Raw genomic sequence first — 25,846 nt, 5'->3', positions numbered from 1 at the left:
CGGCTTTTTCAATCCGGTAATCGAGGGGTCGATTACTTGGAAGCAGCGGAAGCGGCCGGAGCAGCGGCGCCAGAGGCGGCCGGAGCAGCAGCGGAGGCATCGGCAGCAGGAGCCGGAGCGGGGGCAGCGGCGGGAGCCGGAGCGGGTGCGGGGGCTTCCGGCTTCTTGCCGCAAGCAGACAGGGCGACGGCGGCGAACAGGGCGGCCAGGGCGACGGTTTTCTTCATTTCAGTTCCTTTTTTGGAGATGGAAAATTTTCCGAAAAATTCGTCCCCGTACACACAGAGGGCCCGGGGACAGAAGAACAGGAAGGACTCGAGCTCTTCCTGTTCAGCCCAAGATTATAGGGCCTAACCCTTAGGCGTTTTGGCACAGGTCAATCCGAGGAGTCCAGGACCAACCAGCCCGCGGCGCACCAGTCGGCGAACAAGGCCAGGGCCTCGGGGCTGGCACGCGCCAGGCCGCGAGCGCCGAGGGCACGGGCGTCCGCGAGACGCCGCATCAGGCGGGCGTCTGCGCCGCCAGCGCGCCAGCTCTCGCCGTTGAGGTAAATCGCCCCCTCGTCGTAGAGCATTCGCGAGCGGATATCGAGCCGCACACCGCGCAACAGGCGGGCGCGGCTCGGGATCCGGCAGGATTCGAACCAGACCTGGGCCTTGGGCTCGGTGAGGTACTCGCCAAGCGCCTGTTCGATCGCCCGGGGCTGGCGCAGCGCCGCGCTCACCGCCTCGTGGGCGAAGTCCTGCAGCGAGGCTGGAATAGCCGCCGACGCGTCAACGGCCGGCTGGCCCGGGTCACGGTACATCCGGCCCGCCAGCTCCTCGCCGGACGCTTCGGCCACGCGCTGCAGCAACTCCCGCGCGAGCTCACCGCGCTGCGGCGCGCGAAAGCCGATCGAGTAGGTCTGGCATTCCCCGGACGCAATGCCCTCATGCGCCCAGCGGGGGGGCAGGTACAGCATGTCACCCGGCTCGAGCAGGTACTCCTCCTCGGGCTCGAAATGGGCCAGGATCTTGAGCGGCACGTTCGGCTGTAGCGACAGGTCGCGGCCGCGGCCGATGCGCCAGCGGCGGCGGCCGTGGGCCTGCAGCAGAAAAACATCGTAGCTGTCGAAATGCGGCCCCACCCCGCCGCCGTCGGTGGCGTGGCTGATCATCAGGTCGTCGAGCCGGGCCTCGGGAATGAATCGAAACTGCTGCAGCAAGGCATGCACGCCCGCATCGTGCAGGTCCATCCCCTGGGCCAGCAGCGTCCAGCCCTTGCGGCGCGCCGAAGGGATGGCGCTGCGAGCGAAGGGGCCGCGCCTCATTTGCCAGCGGCCGCCGGCTTGCTGGATCACCAGACGGGACTCGACCTCTTCGCGTCCGGCCAAGTCGAACAGGCGCTCGGTCGCCACCAGGGGCGTCATGCCGGGAACTGCGCCGCGCACCAACAAGGGCTTGCGCTGCCAATGGCGTTTCATGAACTGCTGCGGGGTGAGGCCGCCGAGAAGGGCCAGGGGCTGATCGATTTCCATGGGCGACAATTCTCCTCTATGGAAATCTCGCAACAATGCATCGTCGCCCTGACCTGGGTCCTCAAGGACACCCTGGGCGAGACCCTGGACACCCTGGACGAGCCGGTCGAGTTTCTGGTCGGCGGTGAAGACCTCCTGGCCAAGATCGAGGAGGCCCTGCAAGGCCACGAAAAAGGCGATCGCATCGACCTGCACCTCGAGCCCGAAGAGGCCTTTGGCGACTACGACGAGAACCTCGTCTTTCTGGAGCCGCGCGCCATTTTCCCGGACGCACTGGAAGAAGGCATGACCTTCGAGCAGTTGCCCGAAGGCGCCAGCGACGAGGCGGCCCGGGACGCGCTCTACACCGTCACCGAGATTTACCCCGAGCATGTGGTGCTCGATGCCAACCACCCCTTGGCGGGCATTGCGCTGCGCCTGTCGCTCAAGGTCGAAGCCGTGCGCGAAGCGACCGAGGAGGAAATCGGCCGAGGCAGCGCCGGCGCGGGCTTCTTCCGGGTTCAGCCACAGGCCCCCGGGAGCAGCAGCCTTCACTGACTCTGGCGGGTTGACGTGACCGTCGCGCCAGTCTCCACACAGGCGCGCCCCCAGACACCGCCTTCACCAAGACCGCGGGATCGCCTTCAGCGGCGGTGGATCACGTTGTTCTCGACCTGTACCCGGTCGCCCACTCTGAGCTCGCCGGCCGTGGCCACCTCGTAGGTGTAGACACCGCCCTGGTCCGACTGCACCGAGACCCGGTAGGAGGGCGTGGTGGTGGTGCCTGACGCATTGCGGCCCACCTGGCTGCCCACCGCGGCTCCGGCCACGCCACCGAGCACCGTGGCCACGTCACGGCCACTGCCGCCACCGATGGTGTGCCCCAGAGCCGCGCCCGCCACCCCGCCGACGACGGCACCGATGATGTTGGCGTTACGCGAGGTCTGCGTACCCGGGGGCACGTACTCAATACTGGCCACGCGTCCGTAAACCAGGCTGGGTGAATTTGTGGAGACGGTGGTGGCAGGCGACTGACCTCCCATGGGCGGGTAGTTGGCGCAGCCGGTGGCCAGCAGGGCGGCAGCCACGATCGGAACAGGAATGAAATGGCGCATGGGAATCTCCTGGATGGGAATCCCGACCATTGAAGGGGAGATTGAGGCGCGCGCCTGTCATCGTGCAACGCGAGTCGCTGTCAGACGTCGTGATGAGGCGCTCTGGATGCCGCGCCGACACCCTGTGAAGGCGCGCCCCGGCGCCGCTCAGGCCTTGCCGGTCGAGCCGTAGCCGCCCTCGCCGCGCTCGGTGGCGGGAAATTCGCCGACCACATTGAACTGCGCCTGTACCACCGGCACGATGACCAGCTGCGCCAACCGCTCCATCGGCTGCAAAGTGAACTCGGTCGGGCTTCGGTTCCAGCAACTGACCATCAGCTGCCCCTGGTAGTCGCTGTCGATCAAGCCCACCAAATTGCCCAGCACGATGCCGTGCTTGTGGCCCAGGCCAGAGCGCGGAAGGATCAGGGCCGCATACGAGGGGTCTTTCAGCCACAGGGCCAGGCCGGTGGGCACCAGCTGCCACTGATTGGGTGCCAAAGTCAGCGGCGCTTCCAAACAAGCGCGCAGGTCCAGCCCGGCGCTGCCAGGTGTGGCGTAGCTGGGCATCTGGTCCCCCAGACGGGGATCGAGGATCTTGACATCAACTTTCATGGGGTGACTTTCTTGGGCAGGCGCTGGCCGATCTCGGCCACCAGCTGGCGCGCGAGCGCCAGTTTGGAGGCGCGGGGCAGCTCGCGGCTGCCGGCTTGATCGACCAGCAGCAACTGGTTGTCGTCTTGGCCGAAGGTCGCGGGGCCAATATTGCCCACCAGCAGCGGCACGCCCTTGCGTACGCGTTTGGCCTGAGCGTGGGCCAGCAGGTCATGGCTCTCGGCGGCAAAACCCACACAGAACAGCGCGCCAGACCGGGCCCGCGGGCCCTGGGCGATGTCGGCCAAGATGTCGGGGTTCTCAACGAAAAACAGGGCGGGCGGCTGGCCTGAGCCGTCCTTCTTGATCTTGTGGTCGGCCGCGGCGGCAGGCCGCCAGTCGGCCACTGCGGCGGTCGCCACAAAAACGTCGGCCATCTCGGCCTCGCGCATGCAAGCCGCGTGCATCTCCAGCGCCGAGCGCACATCGACCCGGGCCACGCCACGTGGGGTTGGCAAATGCACCGGGCCCGACACCACCGTGACTTCGGCACCCGCCTCGCGCGCGGCGCGGGCAATGGCAAAACCCATCTTGCCCGAGGACAGGTTGGTGATGCCGCGCACCGGATCGAGCGCCTCGAAGGTGGGGCCGGCCGAAACAAGCACACGTCGGCCCGCCAAGGGCTTGGGCTGGAAGAAGGCGATGAGTTCCTGCGTGATCTCGTCGGGCTCGAGCATTCGGCCGTCGCCGGTCTCGCCGCAGGCCTGGTCACCGCTGCCCACACCCAGCACGGTGGAACCGTCGGCTTCGAGCTGGGCAAAGTTGCGCCGGGTGGCGGGGTGGGTCCACATTTCGCGGTTCATGGCGGGCGCCACCAAGAGCGGTACCCGCTCGATCGGCCGGGCCAGGCACATCAGGGAAAGCAGTTCGTCGGCGCCGCCGTGCAACAACTTGGCAACAAAGTCGGCACTACAAGGAGCAATCAGGATGGCGTCGGCCTCGCGCGAGAGGTTGATGTGGGCCATGTTGTTGCCCTCACGGGCGTCCCACTGCGAGGTGTAGACCGGGCGACCGGAAAGCGCCTGCAGGGTCACCGGCGTGATGAACTGCGCGGCGGCCTCTGTCATGACCACCTGCACCGTGGCGCCCTGTTTGACCAGACCGCGGCACAACTCGGCTGCCTTGTAACAGGCAATGCCGCCGGTAAGCCCCAGGACAATGTGTTTGCCAGCTAATTCGCTCATGGCGAGCAAGTGTAGGGCCTGCGGGCTGCTCGGTTGAACGGTGGCCGAAACAGCCCGCCCCGGCTGCCTATAATCTCGCATTACCACCTCCCATCGGAAGCCGGCCTTCCGACTTGACATGACCAAATTCGTCTTCGTCACCGGCGGTGTGGTGTCCTCCCTGGGCAAGGGAATCGCCTCAGCCTCCCTCGCCGCGATCCTCGAATCGCGGGGCCTCAAAGTCACCCTCATCAAGCTCGATCCGTACATCAACGTCGATCCGGGCACCATGTCTCCCTTCCAGCACGGTGAAGTGTTCGTCACCGACGACGGCGCTGAGACCGACCTCGACCTGGGCCATTACGAGCGCTTCGTCACCACCCGCATGGGCAAGGTGAACAACTTCACCACCGGGCGCATCTACCAGAGCGTGCTCGAGAAAGAGCGCCGCGGCGACTACCTGGGCAAGACGGTGCAGGTCATTCCGCATGTGACCAACGAGATCCAGGAGTACATCAAGCGCGGGGCGCGAATGGACACCCCGGAGGCGGCCGACGTCGCCATCGTCGAGATCGGCGGCACCGTGGGCGACATCGAGTCCCTGCCCTTCCTCGAGGCGGTGCGCCAGATGAGCCTGCGCATGGGTCCGAATAACACCGCTTTCGTCCACCTCACCTATGTGCCCTGGATCGCCGCGGCCGGCGAGCTGAAAACCAAGCCCACCCAGCACACGGTGCAAAAGCTGCGCGAGATCGGCATCCAGGCCGACGCGCTCCTGTGCCGCGCCGACCGGGCCATTCCCGACGAGGAGCGCAGCAAGATTTCCCTGTTCACCAACGTGCCCGAGTGGGGCGTGATCTCCATGTGGGACGTGAACACCATCTACAAGGTGCCGCGCATGCTGCACGAGCAGGGGCTCGACGGCCTGATCTGCGACAAACTCCGCCTCAACACCCCGCCGGCCAGCCTCAAGCGCTGGGACGACCTGGTCTACGAGACCGAGCACCCGCAGGGCGAGGTCAGCATCGCCATGGTCGGCAAGTATGTCGACCTGTCGGACAGCTACAAGTCCCTCAACGAAGCGCTGCGCCACGCCGGCATGAAGAACCATGTGCGGGTCAAGATCGAGTACCTCGACTCCGAGACCCTCACCGACGGCAGCCAGGTGCCGCAACTCGCCAAGTACGACGCCATCCTGGTGCCAGGCGGTTTCGGCAAGCGCGGCATCGAGGGCAAGATCAACGCCGCCCGCTTCGCCCGCGAGAACAAAATGCCTTACCTGGGCATCTGCCTGGGCATGCAGGTGGCCACCATCGAGTACGCCCGCCATGTGGCTGGGCTCGAAGATGCCAACAGCACCGAGTTCGAGCCGGCGTCGCCGCACCCGGTCATCGCCCTCATCACCGAGTGGAAAGACGCCGACGGCACCGTCAAGACCCGCAGCGCCAACTCTGACCTGGGCGGCACCATGCGCCTGGGCGCGCAAAGCTCGGACGTCGCCAAGGGCACGCTGGCGCACAAGATCTACGGCGACGTGGTCACCGAGCGCCACCGCCACCGCTATGAGGCCAACGTCGACTACCTGGGCACGCTGCGCCAGGCGGGCCTGGTGATCTCCGCGCTCACCCAGCGCGAGCAACTCACCGAGATCGTCGAGTTGCCCCAGGACAAGCACCCCTGGTTCATGGGCGTGCAGTTCCACCCCGAGTTCAAGTCCACTCCCTGGGACGGTCACCCGCTATTCAACGCCTTCGTCAGGGCAGCCGTCGACCACCAGGGCTCGGGCGCCAAGCTCAAGGCCGTGGCCTGATCCCGCAAGCGCAGCACCTTCCGTCATGAAACTTTGCGGATTCGACGTCGGTCTGGACAGGCCCTTCTTCCTGATCGCCGGTCCCTGCGTGGTTGAGAGCGAACAGCTGCAGATGGACACCGCAGGGCAGCTCAAAGAAATCACCGCCTCGCTGGGCATCCCCTTCATCTTCAAGAGCAGCTTTGACAAGGCCAATCGGACCAGCGACACCGGCTTTCGCGGCTTGGGCATGGAAAAGGGCCTGGAGATCCTGGCCAAGGTACGGCGGGAGATCGGCGTGCCCGTTCTGACCGACGTCCACCGCGAAGACGAAGTGGTACAGGTGGCTGCGGTGGTCGACGTGCTACAGACCCCGGCCCTGCTGGCGCGGCAAACCGACTTCATCAAGGCGGTGGCCCGCAGCGGCAAGCCGGTGAACATCAAAAAGGGCCAGTTCATGGCCCCGGGCGACATGAAGAACGTGATCGCCAAGGCCCGCGCCGCCGCGCAGGAAGCGGGCTTACCCACCGATGCGTTCATGGCCTGCGAGCGCGGCGTGAGCTTCGGCTACAACAACCTTGTATCCGATATGCGCTCACTGGCCATCATGCGCGACACAGAGGCCCCGGTGGTGTTTGACGCCACCCACAGCGTGCAGCTGCCTGGCGGCCTGGGCACCAGCAGCGGTGGCGCGCGTGAGTTCGTCCCCGTGCTGGCCCGTGCGGCCATTGCGGTCGGCGTGGCCGGTGTGTTCATGGAGACGCACCCAGACCCCGCGAACGCCTTGTGCGACGGCCCCAACGCCGTGCCCCTGCAACACATGAAGGCCTTGCTCGAAACCTTGGTGGCGCTCGATGCAGTGACCAAGAAAAACGGCTTTCTGGAAAACCACTTCGACTGAAGCGGCCTCCACTCACTTTTTCAATATTTCAAAACTTCCCGGAAAGATTCCCCATGAGTGCCATCGTTGACATTGTCGGCCGCGAAATTCTCGATTCGCGCGGCAACCCCACCGTCGAGTGCGACGTGCTGCTCGAGTCGGGCACCATGGGCCGCGCCGCCGTACCCTCGGGCGCCTCCACCGGCTCGCGCGAAGCCATCGAGCTGCGTGATGGCGACAAGTCCCGCTACCTGGGCAAGGGCGTGCTCAAGGCGGTGGAACATGTCAACACCGAAATCTCCGAGGCGGTACTGGGCCTGGACGCCACTGAGCAGGCCTTTCTGGACAAGACCCTGATCGACCTGGACGGCACCGAGAACAAGAGCCGCCTGGGCGCCAACGCCATGCTGGCCGTCTCGATGGCGGTGGCCCGTGCAGCGGCCGAGGAATCGGGCCTGCCCCTGTACCGCTACTTCGGTGGCATGAGCGCGACGCAGATGCCAGTGCCGATGATGAACGTGATCAACGGCGGCGCACACGCCAACAACAACCTGGACCTGCAGGAGCTGATGATCATCCCGGTGGGCGCGCCGAGCTTTCGTGAGGCCCTGCGCCAGGGCGCCGAAGTGTTCCACGCCCTGAAGAAAATCATCCACGACAAGGGCATGAGCGTTGCCGTCGTTGACGAGGGTGGCTTCGCCCCCAACGTGGCCAACCACGAAGCCGCGCTGCAGATGATCCTGCAAGCCATCGAGGCAGCCGGTTACCGACCCGGTGAGGACATCGCCCTGGGTCTGGACTGCGCCGCCAGCGAGTTCTACAAGGAAGGCAAGTACCACGTGGAGGCCGAGGGTCAGGTGCTCGCCGCTGCCGAGTGGACCGACATCCTCGCCACCTGGGCCGACAAGTATCCGATCATCAGCATCGAAGACGGCATGGCCGAAGGCGACTGGGACGGCTGGAAGACCCTCACCGAGCGCCTGGGCAAGAAGGTGCAACTGGTCGGCGACGACCTGTTCGTCACCAACACCAAGATCCTGCAAGATGGCATCGAGAAGCGCATCGCCAACTCGATCCTGATCAAGATCAACCAGATCGGCACGCTCACCGAGACCTTTGCCGCCATCGAGATGGCCAAGCGCGCCAACTACACGGCCGTGATCAGCCACCGCTCGGGCGAAACCGAGGACAGCACCATCGCCGACATCGCGGTGGGCACCAACGCCGGCCAAATCAAGACCGGCTCGCTCTCGCGCTCGGACCGCATGGCCAAGTACAACCAGCTTCTGCGCATCGAAGAAGACCTGGGCGACGTGGCCAGCTACCCCGGGCGCGCCGCCTTCTACAACCTGCGCTGAGACCTACCTACCCTGGTCGACCTGACAATCACTTCGGGTTACATTCCACGCTAGCCATGACCGCCCGTATCGTTCCCGGCCTGCTGATCGCGCTGCTGATCGTGCTGCACGCGCAGATCTGGTTTGGCCGTGGCAGCGTTGGCGACGTGGCCGGTATGGTGCGCAAGCTCGACGGTCAGAAGACAGCGAATCTGCTGGCCCGCCAAGCCAATGATCGGATGGCCAACGAGGTGCGCGATCTGCGCGAGGGTCTGGAGATGGTCGAGGAAAAGGCCCGCATTGAATTGGGCATGGTCAAGCCCAATGAGGTCTATGTGCAGGTCACCCTGCCGGCTGGACAGGCTGGCCGCGGCGCGGCGGCCTCCCGCCCCACGAATTGAGCAACCACGCGCCCCTTTGCATTGTGGTGTTCGGCGCAGCCCGCACGGGTCGCACCCGACTGGTTGCCGACCTGGTGACCGCACTGGCGAGCACCCGCCCTGCCCCTCTCATTGCCGAAGGTGAGGTCTCCTCGCAGGGCCGCCCCCTGATGGCCGGCTCTCCCACGTGGGACATCCGCGCCCCGACGCCCAACCTGATTTTGCTCACGGGCCTCGACCTCCCCGTGCCTGGCGCACTTCCCGACCAGCAAGCCGCTGAAGATCGCCGCCTGCGCCAGGCCCTGCAAGCCGCTGGTGTGGGCTGGCGTGTGGTCTACGGCCAGGGAGAGCAGCGCAGCCACCATGCGCTGCAGGCGGTGGCGGAGGTGGCCCCCTGGGCCTGGACGGCGGCTGTGAGCGAGGCCGAGGCTGGCCGCTGGCAGCGGCTGGCCGCCAACTGCGACAAATGCGGTGACGCCGCTTGCGAGCACCGGCTCTTCACCGGACTGGCGAGGGACTGAGTGCGGCGACGGGGTAGGCCAGCGGCGCGCGCGGACCGCCGAGTGACTACTGCACTGCCCGAGGGACCGGTGGCTGATCGCCCGGCGAGGTGAACAGGCGGGCGGCGTCGACAGCGTCAAAGCGGTACTGGTGGCCGCAAAAATCACAACCAACCTCGATGTCGCCGCGTTCGGCCAGGATGTCCTCGGCCTCTTGCTGTCCCAGGCTGCGGATCATGCTGGAGACCCGGTCGCGGCTGCAACTGCAGGCAAAGCGCGGCGTCTGAGGCGCAAAGCGCAGAACCTTTTCATCCCAGAACAAGCGGCGAAGTACGGTGTCCACGTCGAGCTCGAGCAGCTCCTGGGCGGTCAGGCTAGCCGCGAGGGTCGCAATGCGGTTGTAGTCCTCGTTGACGCCAATCGCGTCCTCGTTGGCGCTGCTCACGAAAGAGCCGGCCAGATTGCCCTCACCCTCCACCGGCAGCCGCTGGATCAACAGGCCAGCCGCCACTTTCTCATCGGCGGCCAGGATCAGCTTGGTGTCGAGTTGCTCGGACTGGAGCATGTAGTGCTCGAGCACCTCAGACAAGCGCTCGAGCTTCTCCAGGCGGTCGCCGTGCAGAGGCACCACGCCCTGGTAAGGCTGCTGGCCAGGGAACTTGTCGCGTGGGTCCAGGGTGATGGCGCAGCGGCCCTGGTTGCCGACGTTGACCATTTGCGGCAAGCGGGCACCAGCGGGCACGTCGCCCACCACCTTGGCGGTGGCGCGCAAGGACAGGTCGGGCTGCACCTCGGCGACCGCGACCTTCACCGGCCCATCGCCGAAGATCTGCAGGACCAGCGCGCCGTTGAACTTGATGTTGGACTGCATCAGGGCGCCTGCGGCGGCCATCTGCCCCATCAACTCGGCGACTTCGGGCGCCCAGGGCCCGGTACCGGTATTGAGCTGCCGGCGCTGCAACACCTCGGTCCAAGCATCGGTGAGGCGAACAATGATGCCGCGCACAGGCAGGCCGTCGAAAAGAAACTTGTGGAGTTCGCTCACGGGGATGTCCGGCAAATAGGCGCGTGGGATCAGGCGCGCGGGGTCAGGCGGGGGATCGGGCGTGGAATCAGGCAGTGAGGCCAGACTCGGCAATGCAGGCAAGGGCCCGGGGCCCTGTCAGCCGACCTTCTTCAGCCCACGGGCGAAGCGGCGGCTGTTGGCGATGTAGTTCTCAGCGCTGGCTGCAAGCCGCGCGGCGGCTGCGTCATCGAGCGTACGCACCACCTTGGCCGGGCTGCCAATGATGAGGGAGTTGTCGGGAAATTCCTTGCCCTCGGTGACCACGCTGCCTGCACCGACGATGCAGTTGCGGCCAATGACCGCGCCATTGAGAACGACAGATCCTATGCCAATCAGGCTGTTGTCGCCGATGGTGCAGCCGTGAACCATGACCTGATGGCCCAGCGTCACGTTATTGCCGATGGACAGCGGCTTGCCTTGGTCGGAGTGCAGCACCGACAGGTCCTGCACATTGCTGCCCTTGCCGATGCGAATCGTCTCGTTGTCACCGCGGATCACCACGCCGAACCAGACGCTGGCGTTGTCGCCAATTTCCACATCCCCCACCACGTCAGCGCTGTCGGCCACCCAGACGCCGCTGCCAAGCCGGGGGGATTTTCCGTCGATTTCGTAGAGAGCCATGCTGTTGCCTTCGAAGATGGGAGACCCAGAGATCTGGCACCGATTGTAGGCAGGCCCGCCCCAGCTGGCCTTTGTGCGACAAGACGCCGGCTGCTTGCAAGCCGTTCACTCACCGCCTGGCTCGCCAGGGCTGCGTGACACAATCGCGGGCGATGTCTGAACTGCGCGCCCTGGCCTTGGCGGCCCTGCTCGAGCCCGACCCGGCGGCCAAGTGCGCCCTGGCGCAGACCCTGCACGCCAGCACCGCGCCAGACCAGGCGCCGCTGGTTGACAAAAGCGGGAGGGCCGTGGCACCCGCCACCTCAGGGCTGGCGAGCGGGCTCGGGCCCCGGCTATCGATCGCCGAAAACCGTCCACCCTGCCAGGGTGAGTTGCCCGGCCGCCCAGTCCGTCCAGACCTGGTACACCCAGCCAAGGTGCCGCGGCGGTCACCGCACAAGCCAGAGGGCCTGGCTGCCCTGGTGCATGCCATTGCGCACATCGAGTTCAATGCGATCAACCTGGCGCTCGACGCAGCCTGGCGCTTTGACGGCATGCCACCCGCCTTTCACCAAGACTGGGTGCGTGTCGCGGCCGAGGAGGCCTACCACCATGGCCTGCTCGCCGAACTGCTGCGAAAGCTGGGCCATGCCTATGGCGACTTCGACGCCCACGACAACCTCTGGACCATGTGCCTGCGCACCCAGGACGACATCGTCGCCCGCATGGCCCTGGTGCCCCGCACGCTGGAGGCGCGCGGCCTGGACGCCACACCCCAGATCCAGAACAAGCTGCGGGCTGTCGGCACGCCGCTGGCGCTCGAGACCGTCGAGGTACTGGACATCATCTTGCGCGACGAAGTGGGCCATGTGGCCATTGGGAACCACTGGTACCGCTGGCTCTGTGCCCGTGAGGGACTGGACCCGGTGGCGCATTACCCCACGCTGGTGGTGCGCTACGCCGCGCCCCGACTGCACCCGCCCTTCAACGCCGCCGCCCGCCGGCGCGCAGGCTTTTCGGACGAGGAGCTCGCCTTCTTGCAGGCCGAGCAGCCTGCGGCCGACCGGCTCGCACCCGCAACCTGAGCCCTTACCGGCTGAACACGCAGACAACCATGCAGCCCGACCAGATACCCCTGATCGACATCGCCGCCCTGTCAGGTGGCGACCTCGCCGCCCGCCGTGCGGTCGCCCACGCGGTCGGCGCGGCATGCCGGGACATCGGCTTTTTCGCGATCACTGGTCACGGCATCCCGGCCACACAAATGGCGCAGGCCTTCGAGGCTGGGCAGCGGCTGTTCGAGCTGGAAGCCGGGGCCAAAGAGGCCTTGTCCATCCGCCGCCACGGCCACAACCGAGGCTATGTGGCCCTGGGCGTGGAGTCGCTCGACGAGAAGGCGGCCCCCGACCTGAAGGAGGCCTACAACTTGGTCTGGGACGGTGCACCGGATCGCCCCGCCAACCTCTGGCCACCGATCGCGGGCTGGCAAACGCCGGTGCAGGCCTATTTCGACGCGGTGCTGGCAGTTGGCCGGCGACTGCATCGGGCCTTCGCCCTAGACCTGGGCTTGGCCGAGGACTTCTTCGCCGACAAGCTCGACCAGCCGATGGCGACCCTGCGCTTCCTGCGCTACCCACCGGCACCGACGACCCAATCAGGGACGAGCGGCGGCGCCCAGGCAGGTGCCGGCGCCCATACCGACTATGGCAACGTCACCCTGCTGGCCACGGACGGCGTGCCGGGCTTGCAGGTGCAAAGCCGGGACGGCCGCTGGATCGACGCGCCACACCTGCCGGGTGCCTTCATGTGCAACATCGGCGACTGCCTGATGCGCTGGTCCAACGACGTTTATCTGTCCACCCCGCACCGGGTCGGCGCGCCACCGCGTCTGCGGCACTCGATCGCCTTTTTCCTCGACCCCAACCCAGACGCGCTGGTCAGCGCCCTGCCCGGCTGCGTCCCCGCCGGGCAGGCGCCCCGTCACCCGCCCATCACCGCCGCCGAACACCTGCGGCAACGGCTGCAGGCCACCTACGGCGGCGAGGCAGGCTGAGTCCCAGCTTGTGCCCTTGGGTTGAGCCCCACGCCGGCTGGGGCCTTGCGGGCGCGGCTACATTGCCCACTTGCTCGCCAACAGACATTCCCGAACCAGGAACCTGCCGCATGCATCGCCGCCTGCCAACCGCACTTGCCCTGACCATGGCCTCGTACTGCGCCGGCCTCGCCTCAGCCGCGGCGCCAGAGGCTCCTCGCGCGGGCGCGGGGATGCAGACCGTGGGGCGCTTCGAGATCGACCGCACCGAGGTGACCCTTGGCGCATTCCGCGAGTTCGCCCGGGCCACCGGCTTCGTCAGCCAAGCTGAACGGGATGGAGGTGGCTCCACCTTCGAAGGCGGCTGGGTGCGCCGCACGGGCTGGACCTGGCAATCGCCGTTTGGCCGCCCTGGCAGCGACCGGGAACCGGCAGTCCACCTGCGCTTCGACGAGGCCCAGGCTTTCTGCCGATGGGCGGGCAAGCGCCTGCCCACCGACGCCGAATGGATGGAAGCGGCCTATACCGAGAGGCGGCCCAAGCCGCCGGCTGGCTTCGTCACCGGCCGCCGCTACCCCTTCCCCACCGGCGAATCCCCGGCTGGCGCCAACTGCGCCGAAGGATGCGGCATGACCCCGACCGTCCTCGCAGAACCGCGTCAAGTCACCTCGCGCGGTCGGGGCCATGCGGCGGTGGGCAGCACGCCCGCCGGCGTGAATGGGCTGCACGAGATGGCGGCCAATGTCTGGGAGTGGACGGACGACGGCGGCCCGGGGGCCGAGCGACCGACCCGGGGTGGCTCCTGGTGGTACGGGACGGCACAAATGCACCACGAGCACCTGCAGTCCAAGCCGCGCGACACCGCCGTCGTGTACATCGGCTTTCGTTGCGCCCGCAGTCTGCCCTGAGGGCGGCAGGGACCGGCGCGCTGCCGCCGGCGGGGTGCAGACCGCCTGTCGAGTCTGCTACGCTTCTGGCGACCCGCTTGCCCGCTGCCTCCAGCGCAGGGGCAGCAGATGCCCGCGAACACTGCGAACCTCTGAACCCAGCACACAAGCCATGAAAACCGCCTACGTCCTCAACGGCCCCAACCTCAACCTGCTGGGCACGCGTGAGCCCCAGGTCTACGGCTCCCAGACTCTCGGCGACGTCGAGACCCTGTGCCGCGAGGCCTGCGCCCGGCACGGGCTGGCCCTGGACTTTCGCCAGACCAACCACGAGGGTGAGTTGGTCACCTGGATCCACGAAGCCGGCCGTGCCCAGGCCGAGGGCAAAGCAGCCGGCGTGATCCTCAACGCAGGCGCGTACACGCATACCAGCATCGCGCTGCATGACGCAATCAAAGGCGCGGGCGCCCTGGTGATCGAGCTACACATCAGCAACGTGCACGCCCGCGAAAGCTTCCGCCACCACAGCTACATCTCACCGGCCGCCAAAGCAGTGATGGCCGGCTTCGGCGTGCCTGGCTATTCCCTAGCGATCGGCGCGCTGGCAGACATGGCGAGGTGAGAGCTTGCCGGCCTTGGTGGCTGGCAGAGCGACCCCACCAAAGACCTAGGCTGCCTAGGCAGCCTAGGCGCCTCCTGCGCCCTCTGCCCGAGGCCGACGCCAGGGACGTACCTCTGGCAGGTTGTCGTCGGTGATGCCTGGGCCGAGCGAGCCCGGGTCGCCGCGGACAATGGCAATGAAATGCGGCACCCCTCCATAGTGGGTGGGCCCCTGGGCGGTGCGCAGCACCGCGAAGGATGTGCTGTGGGGAAACATCAGCAAGTCCTCCCCGCCCATTTCTGAAAAGCCTGGCTCCTGGCAACGGGCAATGGTGTCTTCGGAAATGGCCAGTTCGAGCACCGGCACGCGCTCCTGCGCATGGCGCACATCGGAAGCGCGGGCCAGATAAAAAACCCAAGCGTGCAGCACTTCCATGGCCAGGGCCAGACGCCGCGCGTCACGGCCGGAGATGCCGTGCTCCGGCAAGGTCCAGCTGTCCCAGTCGCTCTCACGGATGGCCGCCGGCGCCAGCGTCTGGGAACCGTGCTGAAGCAAGTTGCGCAGCCGCTGGCCGCGCAAGCCACTCATGTCGAAGTAAGAGCGTTTGAGCATGGTGGGCAGATTGCCCCAAACGCTTCCGGGTAGCGCGGCCGGTCTGGCAGGATTAACAGGGGCTACCGGCAGCAGCGGCATTCCTGCACAGTTATCGGGTCCTGCAAGCCCGCCAACGGCCGCCCGGAGCCCAACCTCAGGCCCGAGGGTGGTGCTTCGCATGCAGCTGTTTCAGCCGCTCACGCGCCACATGGGTGTATATCGTGGTGGTAGAGATGTCTGCATGCCCCAGCAGCATCTGCACCGCACGCAGGTCTGCGCCGTGGTTGAGCAGGTGCGTGGCGAAGGCATGACGCAGGGTGTGCGGCGAGAGCGGCGCGGTAATTCCGGCCTGCTGCGCACACTTCTTCACAATGACCCAAAACATGGCCCGGGTCATGCCGGCGCCACGTGCGGTCACAAACAGGTCGTCCGTCTGCTGGGCGCCGAGGATCTCGCCGCGGGCCTCCTCCAGATAGCGTACCAGCCAGTCACGCGCGACCTCCCCGAACGGCACCAGGCGGATCTTTGCGCCCTTGCCCAAGACCCGCACCACGTGCTCAGACAAACTCACGTTGATCACCTTGAGCGTGACCAACTCGCTGACACGCAGACCGCTGGCGTAGATCAACTCGAGCATGGCCCGGTCCCGCAGGCCCAGCGGCGTCCGCACATCGGGGGCAGCCAGCAGCGCCTCGACCTGACTTTGCGAAAGAGACTTGGGTACCCGCAGCGGCCGCTTGGCCGAGGGCGTCTTGAGGGTCGGATCGACCCGCACCCGACCCTCGCGCAGGGCCCAGCGGAAGTAGCGCCGCAGCACCGCCAAGCGCCGATTGGCCGAGGTGGCCTTGGTCTGTGCGTGACGGGCGGCGAAGTAGCCGGCCAGATCATGCTCGCCTGCGCTGTCGAGGGGCAGCCCCTGCCCGGCCAGCCAGGCGGAGAAGGCCCCCAAGTCACGCCGATAGGCGTCCAAGGTGTTGCGGGCCAAGCCCTCCTCGAGCCAGAGGGCGTCGATAAAGAGGTCGACCGCTGGATCAGACCTTGCCGGGGCGTCTTCGCCAGAGCCAGCGTCAGAGCCGACTGCTGTGTGGCGGGCTTTCAATGCAGAGCACGCGCTGGCAGGCGTGTTCTCAGTGGGGGTCTCAATCGAGGCGCAGCTTGGCGGTATCCACCACGTTCTTGTAGACCTTGAATTCGGCCTCGATCTGGGCGGCGAATTCCTGCGGCGAGTTGCCGATCACCAGGGAGCCGGTGTCCTCGATGCGCTTGCGCACCGCCGGGTCCTGCAGCGCCTTCATCGTACCGGTGTGCACCTTGTCGACCACATCACGGGGCAGGCCCTTGGGGCCGAGGATGCCGTAGTAGGCCATGCGGTTCACTGGCTCCAGGCCCAACTCCTTGAAGGTGGGCACATTGGGCAGCACCGCCAGGCGCTGCGGCGCGGCCACCGCAATCGCGACCAGCTTACCCTCCTTGATGAAGGGAAGGGCAGAGGGAAGGTTGTCGAAAATCACGGGCACATGGCCCGCCACGGTGTCGTTGAGGGCCGGGCCGGCGCCGCTATAGGGGACGTGCAGGATCAATGCGCTGGTGAGACTCTTGTAGAGCTCCATCTGCAGGTGGCCGATGCCGCCGGTGCCGGAGGACGCAAAAGAGTACTTGCCCGGGTTGTTCTTGAGAACTTCGAGGAAGGTCTTGTGGTCCTTGGCCGGGAAGCTCGGGTGCACCGCGATCACATTGGGCGTAGCCGCGATGTTGATGATCGGCGTGAAGTCGGTGAGCGGGTTGTAAGGCGTCTTGGGATTGATCGCCGGATTGGTTGCAGTGGTCGAAACGGTGGCTACGCCCAGGGCGTAACCGTCGGGCGCCGAGCGGACGGTTTCACCCGCACCGACGATGCCGCCGCCGCCGGCCCGGTTTTCCACAATCACGCTCTGGCCCAGAACCTTGCCCAGGGGCTCGGAGATGACCCGCGCCACGATGTCGGTGGTGCCGCCGGGTGCGAAGGGCACCACCAGACGCACAGGCTTGTTCGGATAGGCCTGGGCCAGCGCAGAGCCAGCGCTGGTGGCCAACAGGGCGCAGGCAGACAGGGACAGGGCAAACCATTGGCGGCGTTTCATCACATTCCTCTCGAGGATGGTGGGTGGAAAGGCGCCCATATTAGCGGCGTACGGAGCGACCGGCCATGGGGATTGGCCCCCAGGAAGCTAGGGAATATTGCAAGAATCCGCCAGGGCAGGCCCCTGGCGAGCGCGCCATAGCACTCCTGGGAGCAGGTCTGAGAGGGACACGCGCGCCCTTGGTATCCTCAGCGGGTGAATTTCTTCGAGCTGCTGTTTCCGGATTTTTCCCTCATCATCATCGGCTGGCTCGTATGCCGCTACACCGCGCTGGGGCGCGATGTGTGGCAGCGGGTCGACGGGCTGGTCTACTACTTTCTGTTTCCGGTGCTGCTGTTCCAGGCCATCGTGCGAAAGCCATTGGACCTGGGCGCAACCTCGAACATGGTCGCCGCCGGCCTGGCCCTGGCAGCCACCGGCATCGCACTGGCCTACGCCATCCCCCACCTGCCCTGGCTGCGCCGGCATGTCGACATCCGCGAGCATGCCGCCAGCGCGCAGATTGCGTTTCGCTTCAACAGCTACATCACCCTGGCCATCGTCGAGCGCATGGCCGGCGGCCCCGGGGTGGCGCTGGTGGCGCTCCTCATCGGAATTTGCGTGCCGGTGTTCAACGTGGCGGCAGTCTGGCCGATGGCGCGTCATGCGGGCACGCACTTCGGCGCAGCGCTGGTGCGCAATCCGCTGATCATCGCCACCGTCTCGGGCCTGGCAGCCAACCTGGCCGGCCTGTCCCTGCCAGGCTGGATGGAGCCAGCGGCGACCCGCATCAGCCAAGCGGCCATCGCCCTGGGCCTGATGGCCGCCGGGGCCGGCATGCAGTTCGCCAGCCTGGGCCGGGCCAAGGCCCTGGCGGTCTCGGTGCTGCTGGTCAAGCACCTGTGGATGCCTCTGGCCGCCTTTGTCATCGCGCGCCTACTGCGCCTGGACCCGCTACAGACCGGCGTTTTGCTGGCGTTTTCTGCCATGCCCACTGCGCCCTCGAGCTACGTGTTGGCCAGCAAGATGGGCTACAACGGCCCCTTGGTGGGCGCCTTGGTCACGCTGTCTCATGCGCTCGGCGCGGTCAGTTTGACCTTCGCCCTGGGGCTGCTCAAGCCCCCGGGCTGAGGCTGCCGCGCTCAGGCTGTCTGGGCCAGGGCCCAGGCCACATGCGACTGCACCAGGTCGCTGGGGTGCGCGGACCGTGCCTGCAGGGCGCGCGCCAAGGCTTCGCGTTCGGCACCGGGCGCCAGTTGCCGCAGGGCATTGCCGGCCGCCACCGCCACATTGCGCAGCCAGCGCTCATGGCCGATGCGGCGGATCGCGCTGCCCTCGGTGCGGCGCAAAAACTCCGGCTCGTCCCAGGCCAGCAGCGAAGCGAGCGTGCTGCCCGCCAGGCCGTCGCGCGGATCGAAATCCGGCAAGGGACTGCGTTGGGCAAACTTGTTCCAGGGGCAAGCCAGCTGGCAGTCGTCGCAGCCGTAGATGCGGTTGCCCATTTGTGGCCGCAGGTCCTCCGGGATGGGGCCCGGGTGCTCGATGGTGAGGTAAGAGATGCAACGGCGTGCGTCCAATTGTCCTGGGCCCACGATGGCGCCGGTGGGACACAGGTCCATGCAGGCGCTGCAACTGCCGCAATGGGCCTCAACTGGCGCCGTGGTCGGCAGCGCCAGGTCTAGAAAGATCTCGCCGAGGAAAAACATCGAGCCGGCCTCCCGGTGCAGCACCAAGGTGTGCTTGCCGCGCCAGCCCAGGCCACTGCAGGTCGCCAGCTCGGCCTCCAGGACCGGCGCGGAGTCGGTGAACACGCGGTGGCCCAGCGGTCCCACGCGGCCCGCAATGCGATCAGCCAGCTTCTGCAGGCGGGCGCGCAGCACCTTGTGGTAATCCCGTCCGCGGGCGTAGAGCGACACCACACCCTCGGCCGGCTGCGCAAGCCGCTGCCACTCGAGGGCTTGCCAGTCTTCGGCGCTATGCTGGGGCAGGTAGTTCATGCGGGCGGTGAGCACGCTGACCGTGCCCGGGACCAGTTCTGCCGGCCGCGCCCGCTTGAGGCCATGCGCCGCCATGTAGCCCATCTCGCCGTGGAAGCCCCGGTCCAGCCAATCGAGAAGACCCTGCTCGGCGGAGGAAAGATCGATACCCGCCACGCCAATTTGGGAGAATCCGAGCTCATGGGCCCAGCGCCCGATCTCTGCGACCAGGGAAGGACCGTCAAACTCGCCGTGACCGCTGCCGGATTTCACTCGCCGATTGTAGGAAACCCCCTGCCTCCGCCCCGCTGCATGCGCTGGCGTTCGGAGCAGGACACCGCCGCGTTCGCCCAGGCGCTGGCTGCCCGCGACGACATCCGTGACGCTTTCATCGAACTGCGCGGCGACCTTGGCGCAGGCAAAACGACCTTTGTGCGTCACCTGCTGCGCGCGCTGGGCGTAGCGGGCCGGATCAAATCCCCCACGTACGCGGTGGTCGAGCCCCACGAGGCCCCGCCCGCCCAGGCCGGCGGCCCGCCGCTGGCAATCTGGCACTTCGACTTCTACCGCTTCAACGATCCCCGCGAGTGGGAGGATGCTGGCTTTCGAGACCTGTTCGCCAGCCCGGGCCTGAAGCTGGCCGAATGGCCCGACAAGGCCGCGGGCCTGCTGCCCACGCCCGACCTGGTGCTCACACTCGACACTTTGGACGACGACAGCCGCCAGGTCACGGCCCACGCCGGCAGCCCACGTGGGGCGCGGCTGATGGAGGGTGGATGACGCGGTCGGCCTCCCGCCATTCGGCGTCCATTCGGGTCGGAGCCTCAGAGACCAGCGCCGGCCTGCGACGCCGGGACCTAATTCAGGCCGGCACCCTGGTGCTGCTCCTGGGCGCGCAGCAGATCGCGCGTGGTGCCGGCATCCTCTCGGTACGGATCTGGCCCGCGCCCGACTACAGCCGGGTCACCATCGAGTCCGACGCCAATCTGGTGACCCGCCAAACCCAGATCACCAACCCGCCGCGGCTCGCGGTCGATATAGATGGCGTTGAGCTTTCACCCCAACTGCGCGAGCTGGTTGCCAAGGTGCGGGCAGACGATCCCAACATCGCCGGCATCCGCGTCGGCCAGTACCAGCCGGGGACGGTGCGTCTGGTGATCGATCTCAAGCAAGCAGCCCTGCCCCAGGTCTTCAATCTGGCGCCGGTGGAGCCGTACAGAAACCGACTGGTGCTGGACTTTTACCCGGCGCGGGCGGTCGACCCGCTTGAGGCGCTGATCGCCGAGCGCACGCAGACGCGCGGGCCGGTGATGGGACCGGTGACCCCACCCGCTCCCCTGCTCCCTCCCAGCAACGACCCCCTGGGCGAGTTGATCGCCCGGCAGGCCCAACGCGAGCCTGGTTTCGCCCCGATACCCGCGCCGCCGCCTGCACCCAAGGTCGACCGCCTGATCGTCGTCGCCCTGGACCCGGGCCATGGAGGCGAGGACCCGGGCGCCATCGGACCCGGCGGCACGCGCGAAAAAGATGTGGTGCTAAAGGTGGCCCTGCGCCTGCAGCAGCGACTGAACGAGGCCAGCATCGGAGGCAGCCCCTTGCGCGCCTTCCTGACCCGCGACGCCGACTTCTTCGTGCCCCTTCATGTTCGGGTGAACAAGGCCCGCCGGGTACAGGCTGATCTGTTCGTGAGCATCCACGCCGATGCTTTCTTCACACCCACCGCGCGCGGTGCCAGCGTCTTCGCACTGAGCGAGGGCGGTGCCTCGAGCAGCGCCGCGCGCTGGATGGCCGACAAGGAGAACAAGGCCGACCTGATCGGCGGTGCGAATGTGAAGGCGCAAGACCCGCATGTGGCGCGGGTGCTTCTGGACATGAGTACCACCGCGCAGATCAAGGACAGTTTGCGATTGGGCAGCGCGATGCTGGGCGAAATCGGCCAGGTCGGGCGTCTGCACAAGGCGCAGGTGGAGCAAGCGGGTTTCGCGGTACTCAAGGCGCCCGATATTCCCTCGGTGCTGGTCGAAACAGCCTTCATCTCCAACCCGGAAGAAGAGCAGCGCCTGCGCAGCCCCGAGTACCAGGAGCAACTGGCCGATGCACTGCTGCGCGGCATCCTGCGCTACTTCGCCGCGAATCCGCCGCTGGCACGTAACCGGCCGGTGTGAGTGCTTTGGCGCTTTGGCGCTTGGCGTGGCACGCACTGGGGATGCGGTAGGGGCCCGGCGGCTTCGATGCGGGGGCCCTGCGGGCTCCCTACCGCATCCCCAGTGCTTGTCGTCGGCGAAAGATGTCGGGCGCACAGATTTTTCCGCGGTCGTTTGGATGTTTGCGTGAAATCGTTCGGGTGAGGGGAGCGGCGCCCGCACCGCGCACACGACGCGTTGCAGGCAAAAGACCCACGATGCCCCGGCGAAAAACTCAGCGCGCCTCGCAAATACGCGAACGCGCCTCTTCGTATTCGCGCTTGAGGCGCCCCACCAGTTCGGCAGTGGAGGTTACCGACTTGACCGCGCCGATGCCCTGGCCGCTGCCCCAGATATCCTTCCAGGCCTTCGCCGCGTCGCCACCGAAGTTCATCTTTGTCGGGTCGGACTCGGGCAGGTGTTCTGGGTCCAGGCCGGCCGCCACGATGGAGGGCTTGAGGTAGTTGCCGTGCACCCCGGTGAAGAGGTTGGAGTAGACGATGTCGTCGCTGTTGCAGTCGACGATAGCCTGTTTGTAGGCCTCGGAGGCGCGTGCCTCGTGGGTGGCGATAAAGGCCGAGCCGATGTAGGCGAAGTCCGCACCCATGGCCTGGGCTGCGAGTACCGCGCCGCCGGTGGCGATGGAGCCAGAGAGCGCGATCGGGCCGTCGAACCACTGGCGGATTTCCTGCACCAGCGCGAAGGGGCTCTTGGTGCCGGCATGGCCGCCTGCGCCCGCGGCCACCGCAATCAGGCCGTCGGCACCCTTCTCGATCGCCTTGCGGGCAAAGGCATCGTTGATGATGTCGTGCAGCACCACGCCGCCATAAGAGTGCACCGCGGCGTTGAGCTCGGGGCGCGCACCCAGCGAGGTGATGATGATCGGGACCTTGTACTTCACCACCATCTCCAGGTCGTGCTCGAGCCGGTCATTGCTCTTATGGACGATCTGGTTGATGGCAAAGGGTGCGGCCGGCTTGTCCGGGTTGGCCTGGTTGTAGGCGGCAAGGGTTTCGGTGATCTCGTGCAGCCACTCATCAAGCTGTGACGCCGGCCGGGCGTTGAGCGCAGGCATGGAGCCCACCACGCCGGCCTTGCACTGCTCGATCACCAGCTGCGGGTTGCTGATGATGAAGAGCGGCGAGCCGATGATGGGGAGGGGGAGCTTTTGCAGCGTGGGGGGAAGGCGGCTCATAGAGGATCTCCTGGTTCAGTCGGGGGAGTGCAAGGCGAGGTCGTTGCTCAGAAGGCCTCGAGCGGCATCGCCACCACCGCGTCGGCGCCTTCGACGATGCTGTCGCGAATGCCGGGTGCTTTGGAGAGGATGTGGTCGGCGTAGAAGCGGGCGGTGATCACCTTGGCCTGCATGAAGACCCGGTCGTCAACCTGGGCCGCCTGCGTCTGGGCCACCAGCAGGGCGCGCCCCAGCTGCCAGCCGGCCATCAAGTTGCCTGCCAGCATCAGGTAGGGCACCGAGCCTGCAAAGACTGCATTGGGCGAGGCCTTGGCCTGGCCGGCGACGAAATCGACCACGTCCAGGAAGGCGCGCCGAGCGGCTGCCAGTCGCTTGGCCACGGCCAAGGCATCGGCGCTGCCACTGCGAACCAGCTCACCCTCGGTCTGCTCGATTTGGGTGGCGATGGCGCGCGGGGTCTGCCCGCCATCGCGGGCGGTCTTGCGGCCCACGAGGTCATTGGCCTGGATGGCGGTCGTGCCCTCGTAAATGGCCAGAATCTTCGAGTCGCGCAGGTACTGCGCAGCGCCGGTCTCCTCAATGAAGCCCATGCCGCCGTGCACCTGCACGCCCAGCGAGGCCACCTCCAGGCTCATCTCGGTGCTGTAGCCCTTGACCAGGGGCACCATGAATTCGTAGAAAGCCTGGTTCTGTTTGCGCACCTCGGAATCCGGGTGATGGTGGGCTGCGTCGTAGGCAGCAGCGGCCACCGAGGCCATGGCGCGGCAACCCTCCGTATAGGCGCGCATCGTGAGCAGCATGCGCTTGACGTCGGGGTGGTGAATGATGGGGGCCGCGGCATTCAGGCTGCCGTCCACCGGGCGTGACTGCACCCGGTCACGGGCGTACTGCACCGCCTTCTGGTAAGCCCGCTCGGCCAGAGCAATGCCCTGCACGCCCACCGCATAGCGGGCGGCATTCATCATGATGAACATGTACTCGAGGCCGCGATTTTCCTGGCCCACGAGGTAGCCCACGGCACCGCCCTGGTCGCCGTACTGCAGCACCGCGGTCGGCGAGGCCTTGATGCCCAGCTTGTGCTCGATGCTCACGCAGTGGACGTCATTGCGCGCGCCCAGCGAGCCATCCTTGTTCACCATGACCTTGGGCACGACGAACAGGCTGATGCCCTTGACGCCCTCGGGCGCACCGGTGACACGGGCGAGCACCAGGTGGACGATGTTGTCCGCCATGTCGTGCTCGCCATAGGTGATGTAGATCTTGGTGCCGAACACCTTGTAGGTGCCATCGGGTTGGGGCTCGGCACGCGAGCGCACCATGGACAGGTCTGAGCCGGCCTGGGGCTCGGTGAGGTTCATGGTGCCGGTCCACTCGCCGGTCACGAGCTTTTCGAGGTAGGTCGCCTTGAGCTCGTCAGAGGCAGCGGTGAGCAGGGCCTCAATCGCACCATCGGTGAGCATGGGACACAGGGCAAAGCTCAGGTTGGCGCTGTTGATGATCTCGCCGCACGCCGCACCGATCGTCTTGGGCAGGCCCTGGCCGCCGAAATCCACTGGGTGCTGCAGGCCTTGCCAGCCGCCCTCGGCAAACTGCTGGTAGGCCTCCTTGAAGCCCGGGGTGGTGGACACGACGCCGTCCTTCCACGAGGAAGGCTTCTGGTCGCCCACCCAATTGAGCGGGGCCACCACGCCCTCGTTGAACTTGGCGCACTCCTCCACCACCGCCTGCGCCGTCTCGAAGCCGGCATCCTCGAAGCCGGGGATCTTGGCAATCTCGTCGATGTTCGCCAAGTGGCGGATGTTGAACATCAGGTCCTTGACGGGGGCGGTGAAACTCATGACGGTGTCTCCTGAAATCTAAAAAAAAGGCATCGCTTGCGATGCCTTTGAGCGCGGGCCTCAGGGGCGGGGCGACCAGGCGCTTAAAGCGCCTGCACCAACTCCGGCACAGCGGTGAAGAGGTCGGCCTCGAGGCCGTAGTCGGCCACGCTGAAGATGGGCGCTTCGGGGTCCTTGTTGATCGCCACGATCACCTTGGAGTCTTTCATGCCAGCCAGGTGCTGAATGGCGCCCGAGATGCCCGCCGCCACATAAAGCTGGGGCGCGACGATCTTGCCGGTTTGGCCCACCTGCCAGTCGTTGGGTGCGTAGCCCGCATCGACCGCGGCGCGGCTGGCACCCATGGCGGCGCCGAGCTTGTCGGCCAGCGGCGTCATCACCTCGGCGAACTTCTCCGCGCTGCCCAGCGCCCGGCCGCCCGAGACGATGATCTTGGCCGCGGTGAGCTCGGGCCGGTCGCTCTTGGCGATTTCCGAGCCCAGGAACTGGCTCTTGGCGCTGGCGACTACGGCAGTGGCGGTCTCGATGGCTGCGGAGCCACCAGTCGTAGCGGCCGGATCAAAGCCGGTGGTGCGCACGGTGATCACCTTAGTGGCGTCGCCGGCCTGCACCGTGGCAATGGCGTTGCCGGCGTAGATGGGGCGCTCGAAGGTGTCGGGGCTGATCACCTGGGTGACGTCCGAGACTTGGGCGACGTCGAGCTTGGCGGCCACGCGCGGGGCGGCGTTCTTGCCGCTGGCGGTGGCCGCAAACAGGATGTGGCTGTAGTTGGAAGCCAGGGCGAGCACCTGGGCGGCCACGTTCTCGGCCAGGCCGTGGGCAAAGCCCTCGCCCTCGGCGTGGATCACCTTGGCCACGCCCGCGATCTGGGCGGCCGCTTGGGCGGCGGCGCCGGCGTTGTGGCCGGCCACCAGAACGTGGACCTCACCGCCGCAGGCAGCGGCAGCGGTCACGGTGTTGAGGGTCGCGCTCTTGATCGAGGCGTTGTCGTGTTCAGCGATGACAAGGCAGGTCATGTCGGGGTTCCTCAGATCACTTTGGCTTCGTTCTTGAGCTTGGCCACCAGGGCGGCCACATCGGCCACCTTGACGCCAGCCGAGCGCTTCGGGGGCTCATTGACCTTCAGGGTCTTGATGCGCGGGGCCACGTCGACGCCCAGGTCCGCCGGGCTGAAGGTGTCGAGCTGCTTTTTCTTGGCCTTCATGATGTTGGGCAGCGTCACATAACGCGGCTCGTTGAGGCGCAGGTCGGTGGTGACCACTGCCGGCAGCGACAGCTGCAGGGTCTCGAGGCCGCCATCAACCTCGCGGGTGACCTTGGCCACGCCGGCACCCGCGCCCTCGATCTCCACCTTGGAGGCAAAGGTCGCCTGGGGCATGTCGGCCAAGGCAGCGAGCATCTGACCGGTCTGGTTGCAGTCGTCGTCGATGGCCTGTTTACCCAGGATCACCAGTTGCGGTTGCTCCTTGTCCACCAGGGCCTT

Annotated in this window: 27 protein-coding genes and 1 pseudogene; 13 read left to right on the top strand and 15 right to left on the bottom strand. The window is 66.7% G+C overall.

The window, feature by feature from the left end; genetic code table 11:
• Window positions 1–32 precede the first annotated feature (32 nt).
• Entirely contained in the window at window positions 33–227 is a 195-nt protein-coding gene (locus QE494_RS16355) for a hypothetical protein (protein WP_300045032.1), read from the bottom strand.
• Window positions 228–376: 149 nt separating this feature from the next.
• Window positions 377–1,516 carry a cupin domain-containing protein gene (locus QE494_RS16350; protein WP_300045029.1) on the bottom strand — a complete coding sequence of 380 codons (1,140 nt, stop codon included), beginning with the start codon at window positions 1,514–1,516 and terminating at the stop codon, window positions 377–379.
• A gap of 18 nt (window positions 1,517–1,534) precedes the next feature.
• On the opposite strand from QE494_RS16350, the gene QE494_RS16345 reads away from it, so the two are divergent.
• Entirely contained in the window at window positions 1,535–2,053 is a 519-nt protein-coding gene (locus tag QE494_RS16345; RefSeq protein WP_300045027.1) for a peptidylprolyl isomerase, read from the top strand.
• A gap of 86 nt (window positions 2,054–2,139) precedes the next feature.
• Here QE494_RS16345 and QE494_RS16340 read toward each other — a convergent pair whose 3' ends face one another.
• From QE494_RS16340 to coaBC, 3 genes are all read right to left on the bottom strand, one after another.
• The gene (locus QE494_RS16340; protein WP_300045024.1) at window positions 2,140–2,610 is read right to left on the bottom strand and encodes a glycine zipper 2TM domain-containing protein; all 471 of its coding nucleotides are present in this window, start codon (window positions 2,608–2,610) and stop codon (window positions 2,140–2,142) included.
• A 147-nt stretch (window positions 2,611–2,757) separates the two neighbouring features.
• Entirely contained in the window at window positions 2,758–3,204 is a 447-nt protein-coding gene (dut, locus tag QE494_RS16335) for a dUTP diphosphatase (protein ID WP_300045022.1), read from the bottom strand.
• Window positions 3,201–4,427, bottom strand: coding sequence for a bifunctional phosphopantothenoylcysteine decarboxylase/phosphopantothenate--cysteine ligase CoaBC (gene coaBC, locus QE494_RS16330; RefSeq protein WP_300045020.1), 1,227 nt, complete (start codon window positions 4,425–4,427; stop codon window positions 3,201–3,203). The genes dut and coaBC overlap by 4 nt, the downstream gene beginning before the upstream one ends.
• A 118-nt stretch (window positions 4,428–4,545) precedes the next feature.
• Between coaBC and QE494_RS16325 the strand changes: the two genes are divergently transcribed.
• Genes QE494_RS16325 through QE494_RS16305 form a run of 5 tightly spaced genes read left to right on the top strand, consistent with a single transcriptional unit; the run spans window position 4,546 to window position 9,313 of the window.
• Window positions 4,546–6,216: a CTP synthase gene (locus QE494_RS16325; RefSeq protein ID WP_300045019.1), complete on the top strand. Its 1,671-nt coding sequence runs from the start codon at window positions 4,546–4,548 to the stop codon at window positions 6,214–6,216.
• Between the two features lie 25 nt (window positions 6,217–6,241).
• Entirely contained in the window at window positions 6,242–7,096 is an 855-nt protein-coding gene (kdsA, locus tag QE494_RS16320) for a 3-deoxy-8-phosphooctulonate synthase (RefSeq protein ID WP_300045016.1), read from the top strand.
• 53 nt (window positions 7,097–7,149) lie between these two features.
• Window positions 7,150–8,433: a phosphopyruvate hydratase gene (gene eno / locus QE494_RS16315; RefSeq protein WP_300045014.1), complete on the top strand. Its 1,284-nt coding sequence runs from the start codon at window positions 7,150–7,152 to the stop codon at window positions 8,431–8,433.
• Between the two features lie 56 nt (window positions 8,434–8,489).
• The gene (locus QE494_RS16310; protein WP_300045011.1) at window positions 8,490–8,813 is read left to right on the top strand and encodes a septum formation initiator family protein; all 324 of its coding nucleotides are present in this window, start codon (window positions 8,490–8,492) and stop codon (window positions 8,811–8,813) included.
• A complete protein-coding gene (locus QE494_RS16305; RefSeq protein ID WP_300045009.1) occupies window positions 8,810–9,313 on the top strand; it encodes a hypothetical protein in 504 nt (167 codons plus the stop codon). Before QE494_RS16310 ends, QE494_RS16305 begins: the two co-directional genes overlap by 4 nt.
• A gap of 46 nt (window positions 9,314–9,359) precedes the next feature.
• Here QE494_RS16305 and QE494_RS16300 read toward each other — a convergent pair whose 3' ends face one another.
• Both QE494_RS16300 and QE494_RS16295 read right to left on the bottom strand, forming a co-directional pair.
• Entirely contained in the window at window positions 9,360–10,337 is a 978-nt protein-coding gene (locus tag QE494_RS16300) for an Hsp33 family molecular chaperone HslO (RefSeq protein WP_300045007.1), read from the bottom strand.
• Window positions 10,338–10,454: 117 nt separating this feature from the next.
• Window positions 10,455–10,979: a gamma carbonic anhydrase family protein gene (locus QE494_RS16295; RefSeq protein ID WP_300045005.1), complete on the bottom strand. Its 525-nt coding sequence runs from the start codon at window positions 10,977–10,979 to the stop codon at window positions 10,455–10,457.
• Between the two features lie 152 nt (window positions 10,980–11,131).
• Between QE494_RS16295 and QE494_RS16290 the strand changes: the two genes are divergently transcribed.
• The 4 genes from QE494_RS16290 to aroQ all read left to right on the top strand — a co-directional run bounded on the left by QE494_RS16290 (window position 11,132) and on the right by aroQ (window position 14,499).
• Window positions 11,132–12,043 (top strand): ferritin-like domain-containing protein, encoded by a 912-nt coding sequence (locus QE494_RS16290; protein WP_300045002.1) that lies wholly within the window; start codon window positions 11,132–11,134, stop codon window positions 12,041–12,043.
• A gap of 29 nt (window positions 12,044–12,072) precedes the next feature.
• Window positions 12,073–13,011: an isopenicillin N synthase family oxygenase gene (locus tag QE494_RS16285; RefSeq protein WP_300045000.1), complete on the top strand. Its 939-nt coding sequence runs from the start codon at window positions 12,073–12,075 to the stop codon at window positions 13,009–13,011.
• A gap of 110 nt (window positions 13,012–13,121) precedes the next feature.
• Window positions 13,122–13,898 (top strand): formylglycine-generating enzyme family protein, encoded by a 777-nt coding sequence (locus tag QE494_RS16280; RefSeq protein ID WP_300044998.1) that lies wholly within the window; start codon window positions 13,122–13,124, stop codon window positions 13,896–13,898.
• Window positions 13,899–14,049: 151 nt separating this feature from the next.
• A complete protein-coding gene (gene aroQ / locus QE494_RS16275) occupies window positions 14,050–14,499 on the top strand; it encodes a type II 3-dehydroquinate dehydratase (protein ID WP_300044995.1) in 450 nt (149 codons plus the stop codon).
• A gap of 63 nt (window positions 14,500–14,562) precedes the next feature.
• Here the strand turns inward: aroQ and QE494_RS16270 are convergent, their stop codons facing one another.
• The 3 genes from QE494_RS16270 to QE494_RS16260 form a co-directional block, all read right to left on the bottom strand.
• Complete coding sequence (locus tag QE494_RS16270) at window positions 14,563–15,090, bottom strand: hypothetical protein (RefSeq protein ID WP_300044992.1); 528 nt, start codon at window positions 15,088–15,090, stop codon at window positions 14,563–14,565.
• A 136-nt stretch (window positions 15,091–15,226) separates the two neighbouring features.
• A complete protein-coding gene (gene xerD, locus QE494_RS16265; protein WP_300044989.1) occupies window positions 15,227–16,171 on the bottom strand; it encodes a site-specific tyrosine recombinase XerD in 945 nt (314 codons plus the stop codon).
• A gap of 40 nt (window positions 16,172–16,211) precedes the next feature.
• Window positions 16,212–17,192 carry a tripartite tricarboxylate transporter substrate binding protein BugE gene (locus tag QE494_RS16260; protein ID WP_300044987.1) on the bottom strand — a complete coding sequence of 327 codons (981 nt, stop codon included), beginning with the start codon at window positions 17,190–17,192 and terminating at the stop codon, window positions 16,212–16,214.
• A 195-nt stretch (window positions 17,193–17,387) separates the two neighbouring features.
• On the opposite strand from QE494_RS16260, the gene QE494_RS16255 reads away from it, so the two are divergent.
• A complete protein-coding gene (locus QE494_RS16255; protein ID WP_300044985.1) occupies window positions 17,388–18,302 on the top strand; it encodes an AEC family transporter in 915 nt (304 codons plus the stop codon).
• A gap of 11 nt (window positions 18,303–18,313) precedes the next feature.
• Here the strand turns inward: QE494_RS16255 and queG are convergent, their stop codons facing one another.
• The gene (queG, locus tag QE494_RS16250; protein ID WP_300045052.1) at window positions 18,314–19,366 is read right to left on the bottom strand and encodes a tRNA epoxyqueuosine(34) reductase QueG; all 1,053 of its coding nucleotides are present in this window, start codon (window positions 19,364–19,366) and stop codon (window positions 18,314–18,316) included.
• A gap of 93 nt (window positions 19,367–19,459) precedes the next feature.
• Between queG and tsaE the strand changes: the two genes are divergently transcribed.
• Both tsaE and QE494_RS16240 read left to right on the top strand, forming a co-directional pair.
• Window positions 19,460–19,927 (top strand): tRNA (adenosine(37)-N6)-threonylcarbamoyltransferase complex ATPase subunit type 1 TsaE, encoded by a 468-nt coding sequence (gene tsaE, locus QE494_RS16245; RefSeq protein WP_300044983.1) that lies wholly within the window; start codon window positions 19,460–19,462, stop codon window positions 19,925–19,927.
• Window positions 19,924–21,312 (top strand): N-acetylmuramoyl-L-alanine amidase, encoded by a 1,389-nt coding sequence (locus tag QE494_RS16240; protein ID WP_300044980.1) that lies wholly within the window; start codon window positions 19,924–19,926, stop codon window positions 21,310–21,312. Before tsaE ends, QE494_RS16240 begins: the two co-directional genes overlap by 4 nt.
• Window positions 21,313–21,565: 253 nt before the next feature.
• Here QE494_RS16240 and QE494_RS16235 read toward each other — a convergent pair whose 3' ends face one another.
• The 4 genes and pseudogenes from QE494_RS16235 to QE494_RS16220 all read right to left on the bottom strand — a co-directional run.
• On the bottom strand, window positions 21,566–22,525 hold the full coding sequence (locus QE494_RS16235) for a nitronate monooxygenase family protein (RefSeq protein WP_300044977.1): 960 nt from the start codon (window positions 22,523–22,525) through the stop codon (window positions 21,566–21,568).
• Window positions 22,526–22,572: 47 nt separating this feature from the next.
• A complete protein-coding gene (locus QE494_RS16230; protein ID WP_300044975.1) occupies window positions 22,573–24,363 on the bottom strand; it encodes an acyl-CoA dehydrogenase in 1,791 nt (596 codons plus the stop codon).
• An 83-nt stretch (window positions 24,364–24,446) separates the two neighbouring features.
• Window positions 24,447–25,379 (bottom strand): electron transfer flavoprotein subunit alpha/FixB family protein, encoded by a 933-nt coding sequence (locus QE494_RS16225; RefSeq protein WP_300044973.1) that lies wholly within the window; start codon window positions 25,377–25,379, stop codon window positions 24,447–24,449.
• A gap of 11 nt (window positions 25,380–25,390) precedes the next feature.
• Window positions 25,391–25,846, bottom strand: a pseudogene (locus QE494_RS16220) (electron transfer flavoprotein subunit beta/FixA family protein); the annotation flags it as partial.

The organism is Ramlibacter sp. (assembly GCF_029866045.1).
Lineage (GTDB): Bacteria > Pseudomonadota > Gammaproteobacteria > Burkholderiales > Burkholderiaceae_C > Ramlibacter.
Note: the sequence above shows the minus strand (reverse complement) of the source record. Positions and strands in the feature narration are given on the sequence as shown.

Excerpts from the sequence above, each read along its gene's own strand:
- QE494_RS16280 (WP_300044998.1), top strand. The coding sequence starts at position 13,122 with ATGCATCGCCGCCTGCCAACCGCACTTGCCCTGACCATGGCCTCGTAC.
- QE494_RS16325 (WP_300045019.1), top strand. The coding sequence starts at position 4,546 with ATGACCAAATTCGTCTTCGTCACCGGCGGTGTGGTGTCCTCCCTGGGC.
- QE494_RS16260 (WP_300044987.1), bottom strand. The coding sequence starts at position 17,192 with ATGAAACGCCGCCAATGGTTTGCCCTGTCCCTGTCTGCCTGCGCCCTG.
- dut (WP_300045022.1), bottom strand. The coding sequence starts at position 3,204 with ATGAAAGTTGATGTCAAGATCCTCGATCCCCGTCTGGGGGACCAGATG.
- QE494_RS16230 (WP_300044975.1), bottom strand. The coding sequence starts at position 24,363 with ATGAGTTTCACCGCCCCCGTCAAGGACCTGATGTTCAACATCCGCCAC.
- QE494_RS16355 (WP_300045032.1), bottom strand. The coding sequence starts at position 227 with ATGAAGAAAACCGTCGCCCTGGCCGCCCTGTTCGCCGCCGTCGCCCTG.
- QE494_RS16270 (WP_300044992.1), bottom strand. The coding sequence starts at position 15,090 with ATGCTCAAACGCTCTTACTTCGACATGAGTGGCTTGCGCGGCCAGCGG.
- kdsA (WP_300045016.1), top strand. The coding sequence starts at position 6,242 with ATGAAACTTTGCGGATTCGACGTCGGTCTGGACAGGCCCTTCTTCCTG.
- eno (WP_300045014.1), top strand. The coding sequence starts at position 7,150 with ATGAGTGCCATCGTTGACATTGTCGGCCGCGAAATTCTCGATTCGCGC.
- QE494_RS16240 (WP_300044980.1), top strand. The coding sequence starts at position 19,924 with ATGACGCGGTCGGCCTCCCGCCATTCGGCGTCCATTCGGGTCGGAGCC.
- QE494_RS16225 (WP_300044973.1), bottom strand. The coding sequence starts at position 25,379 with ATGACCTGCCTTGTCATCGCTGAACACGACAACGCCTCGATCAAGAGC.
- QE494_RS16340 (WP_300045024.1), bottom strand. The coding sequence starts at position 2,610 with ATGCGCCATTTCATTCCTGTTCCGATCGTGGCTGCCGCCCTGCTGGCC.
- QE494_RS16345 (WP_300045027.1), top strand. The coding sequence starts at position 1,535 with ATGGAAATCTCGCAACAATGCATCGTCGCCCTGACCTGGGTCCTCAAG.
- QE494_RS16290 (WP_300045002.1), top strand. The coding sequence starts at position 11,132 with ATGTCTGAACTGCGCGCCCTGGCCTTGGCGGCCCTGCTCGAGCCCGAC.
- tsaE (WP_300044983.1), top strand. The coding sequence starts at position 19,460 with ATGCGCTGGCGTTCGGAGCAGGACACCGCCGCGTTCGCCCAGGCGCTG.
- aroQ (WP_300044995.1), top strand. The coding sequence starts at position 14,050 with ATGAAAACCGCCTACGTCCTCAACGGCCCCAACCTCAACCTGCTGGGC.
- QE494_RS16310 (WP_300045011.1), top strand. The coding sequence starts at position 8,490 with ATGACCGCCCGTATCGTTCCCGGCCTGCTGATCGCGCTGCTGATCGTG.
- coaBC (WP_300045020.1), bottom strand. The coding sequence starts at position 4,427 with ATGAGCGAATTAGCTGGCAAACACATTGTCCTGGGGCTTACCGGCGGC.
- QE494_RS16235 (WP_300044977.1), bottom strand. The coding sequence starts at position 22,525 with ATGAGCCGCCTTCCCCCCACGCTGCAAAAGCTCCCCCTCCCCATCATC.
- QE494_RS16350 (WP_300045029.1), bottom strand. The coding sequence starts at position 1,516 with ATGGAAATCGATCAGCCCCTGGCCCTTCTCGGCGGCCTCACCCCGCAG.
- QE494_RS16295 (WP_300045005.1), bottom strand. The coding sequence starts at position 10,979 with ATGGCTCTCTACGAAATCGACGGAAAATCCCCCCGGCTTGGCAGCGGC.
- QE494_RS16285 (WP_300045000.1), top strand. The coding sequence starts at position 12,073 with ATGCAGCCCGACCAGATACCCCTGATCGACATCGCCGCCCTGTCAGGT.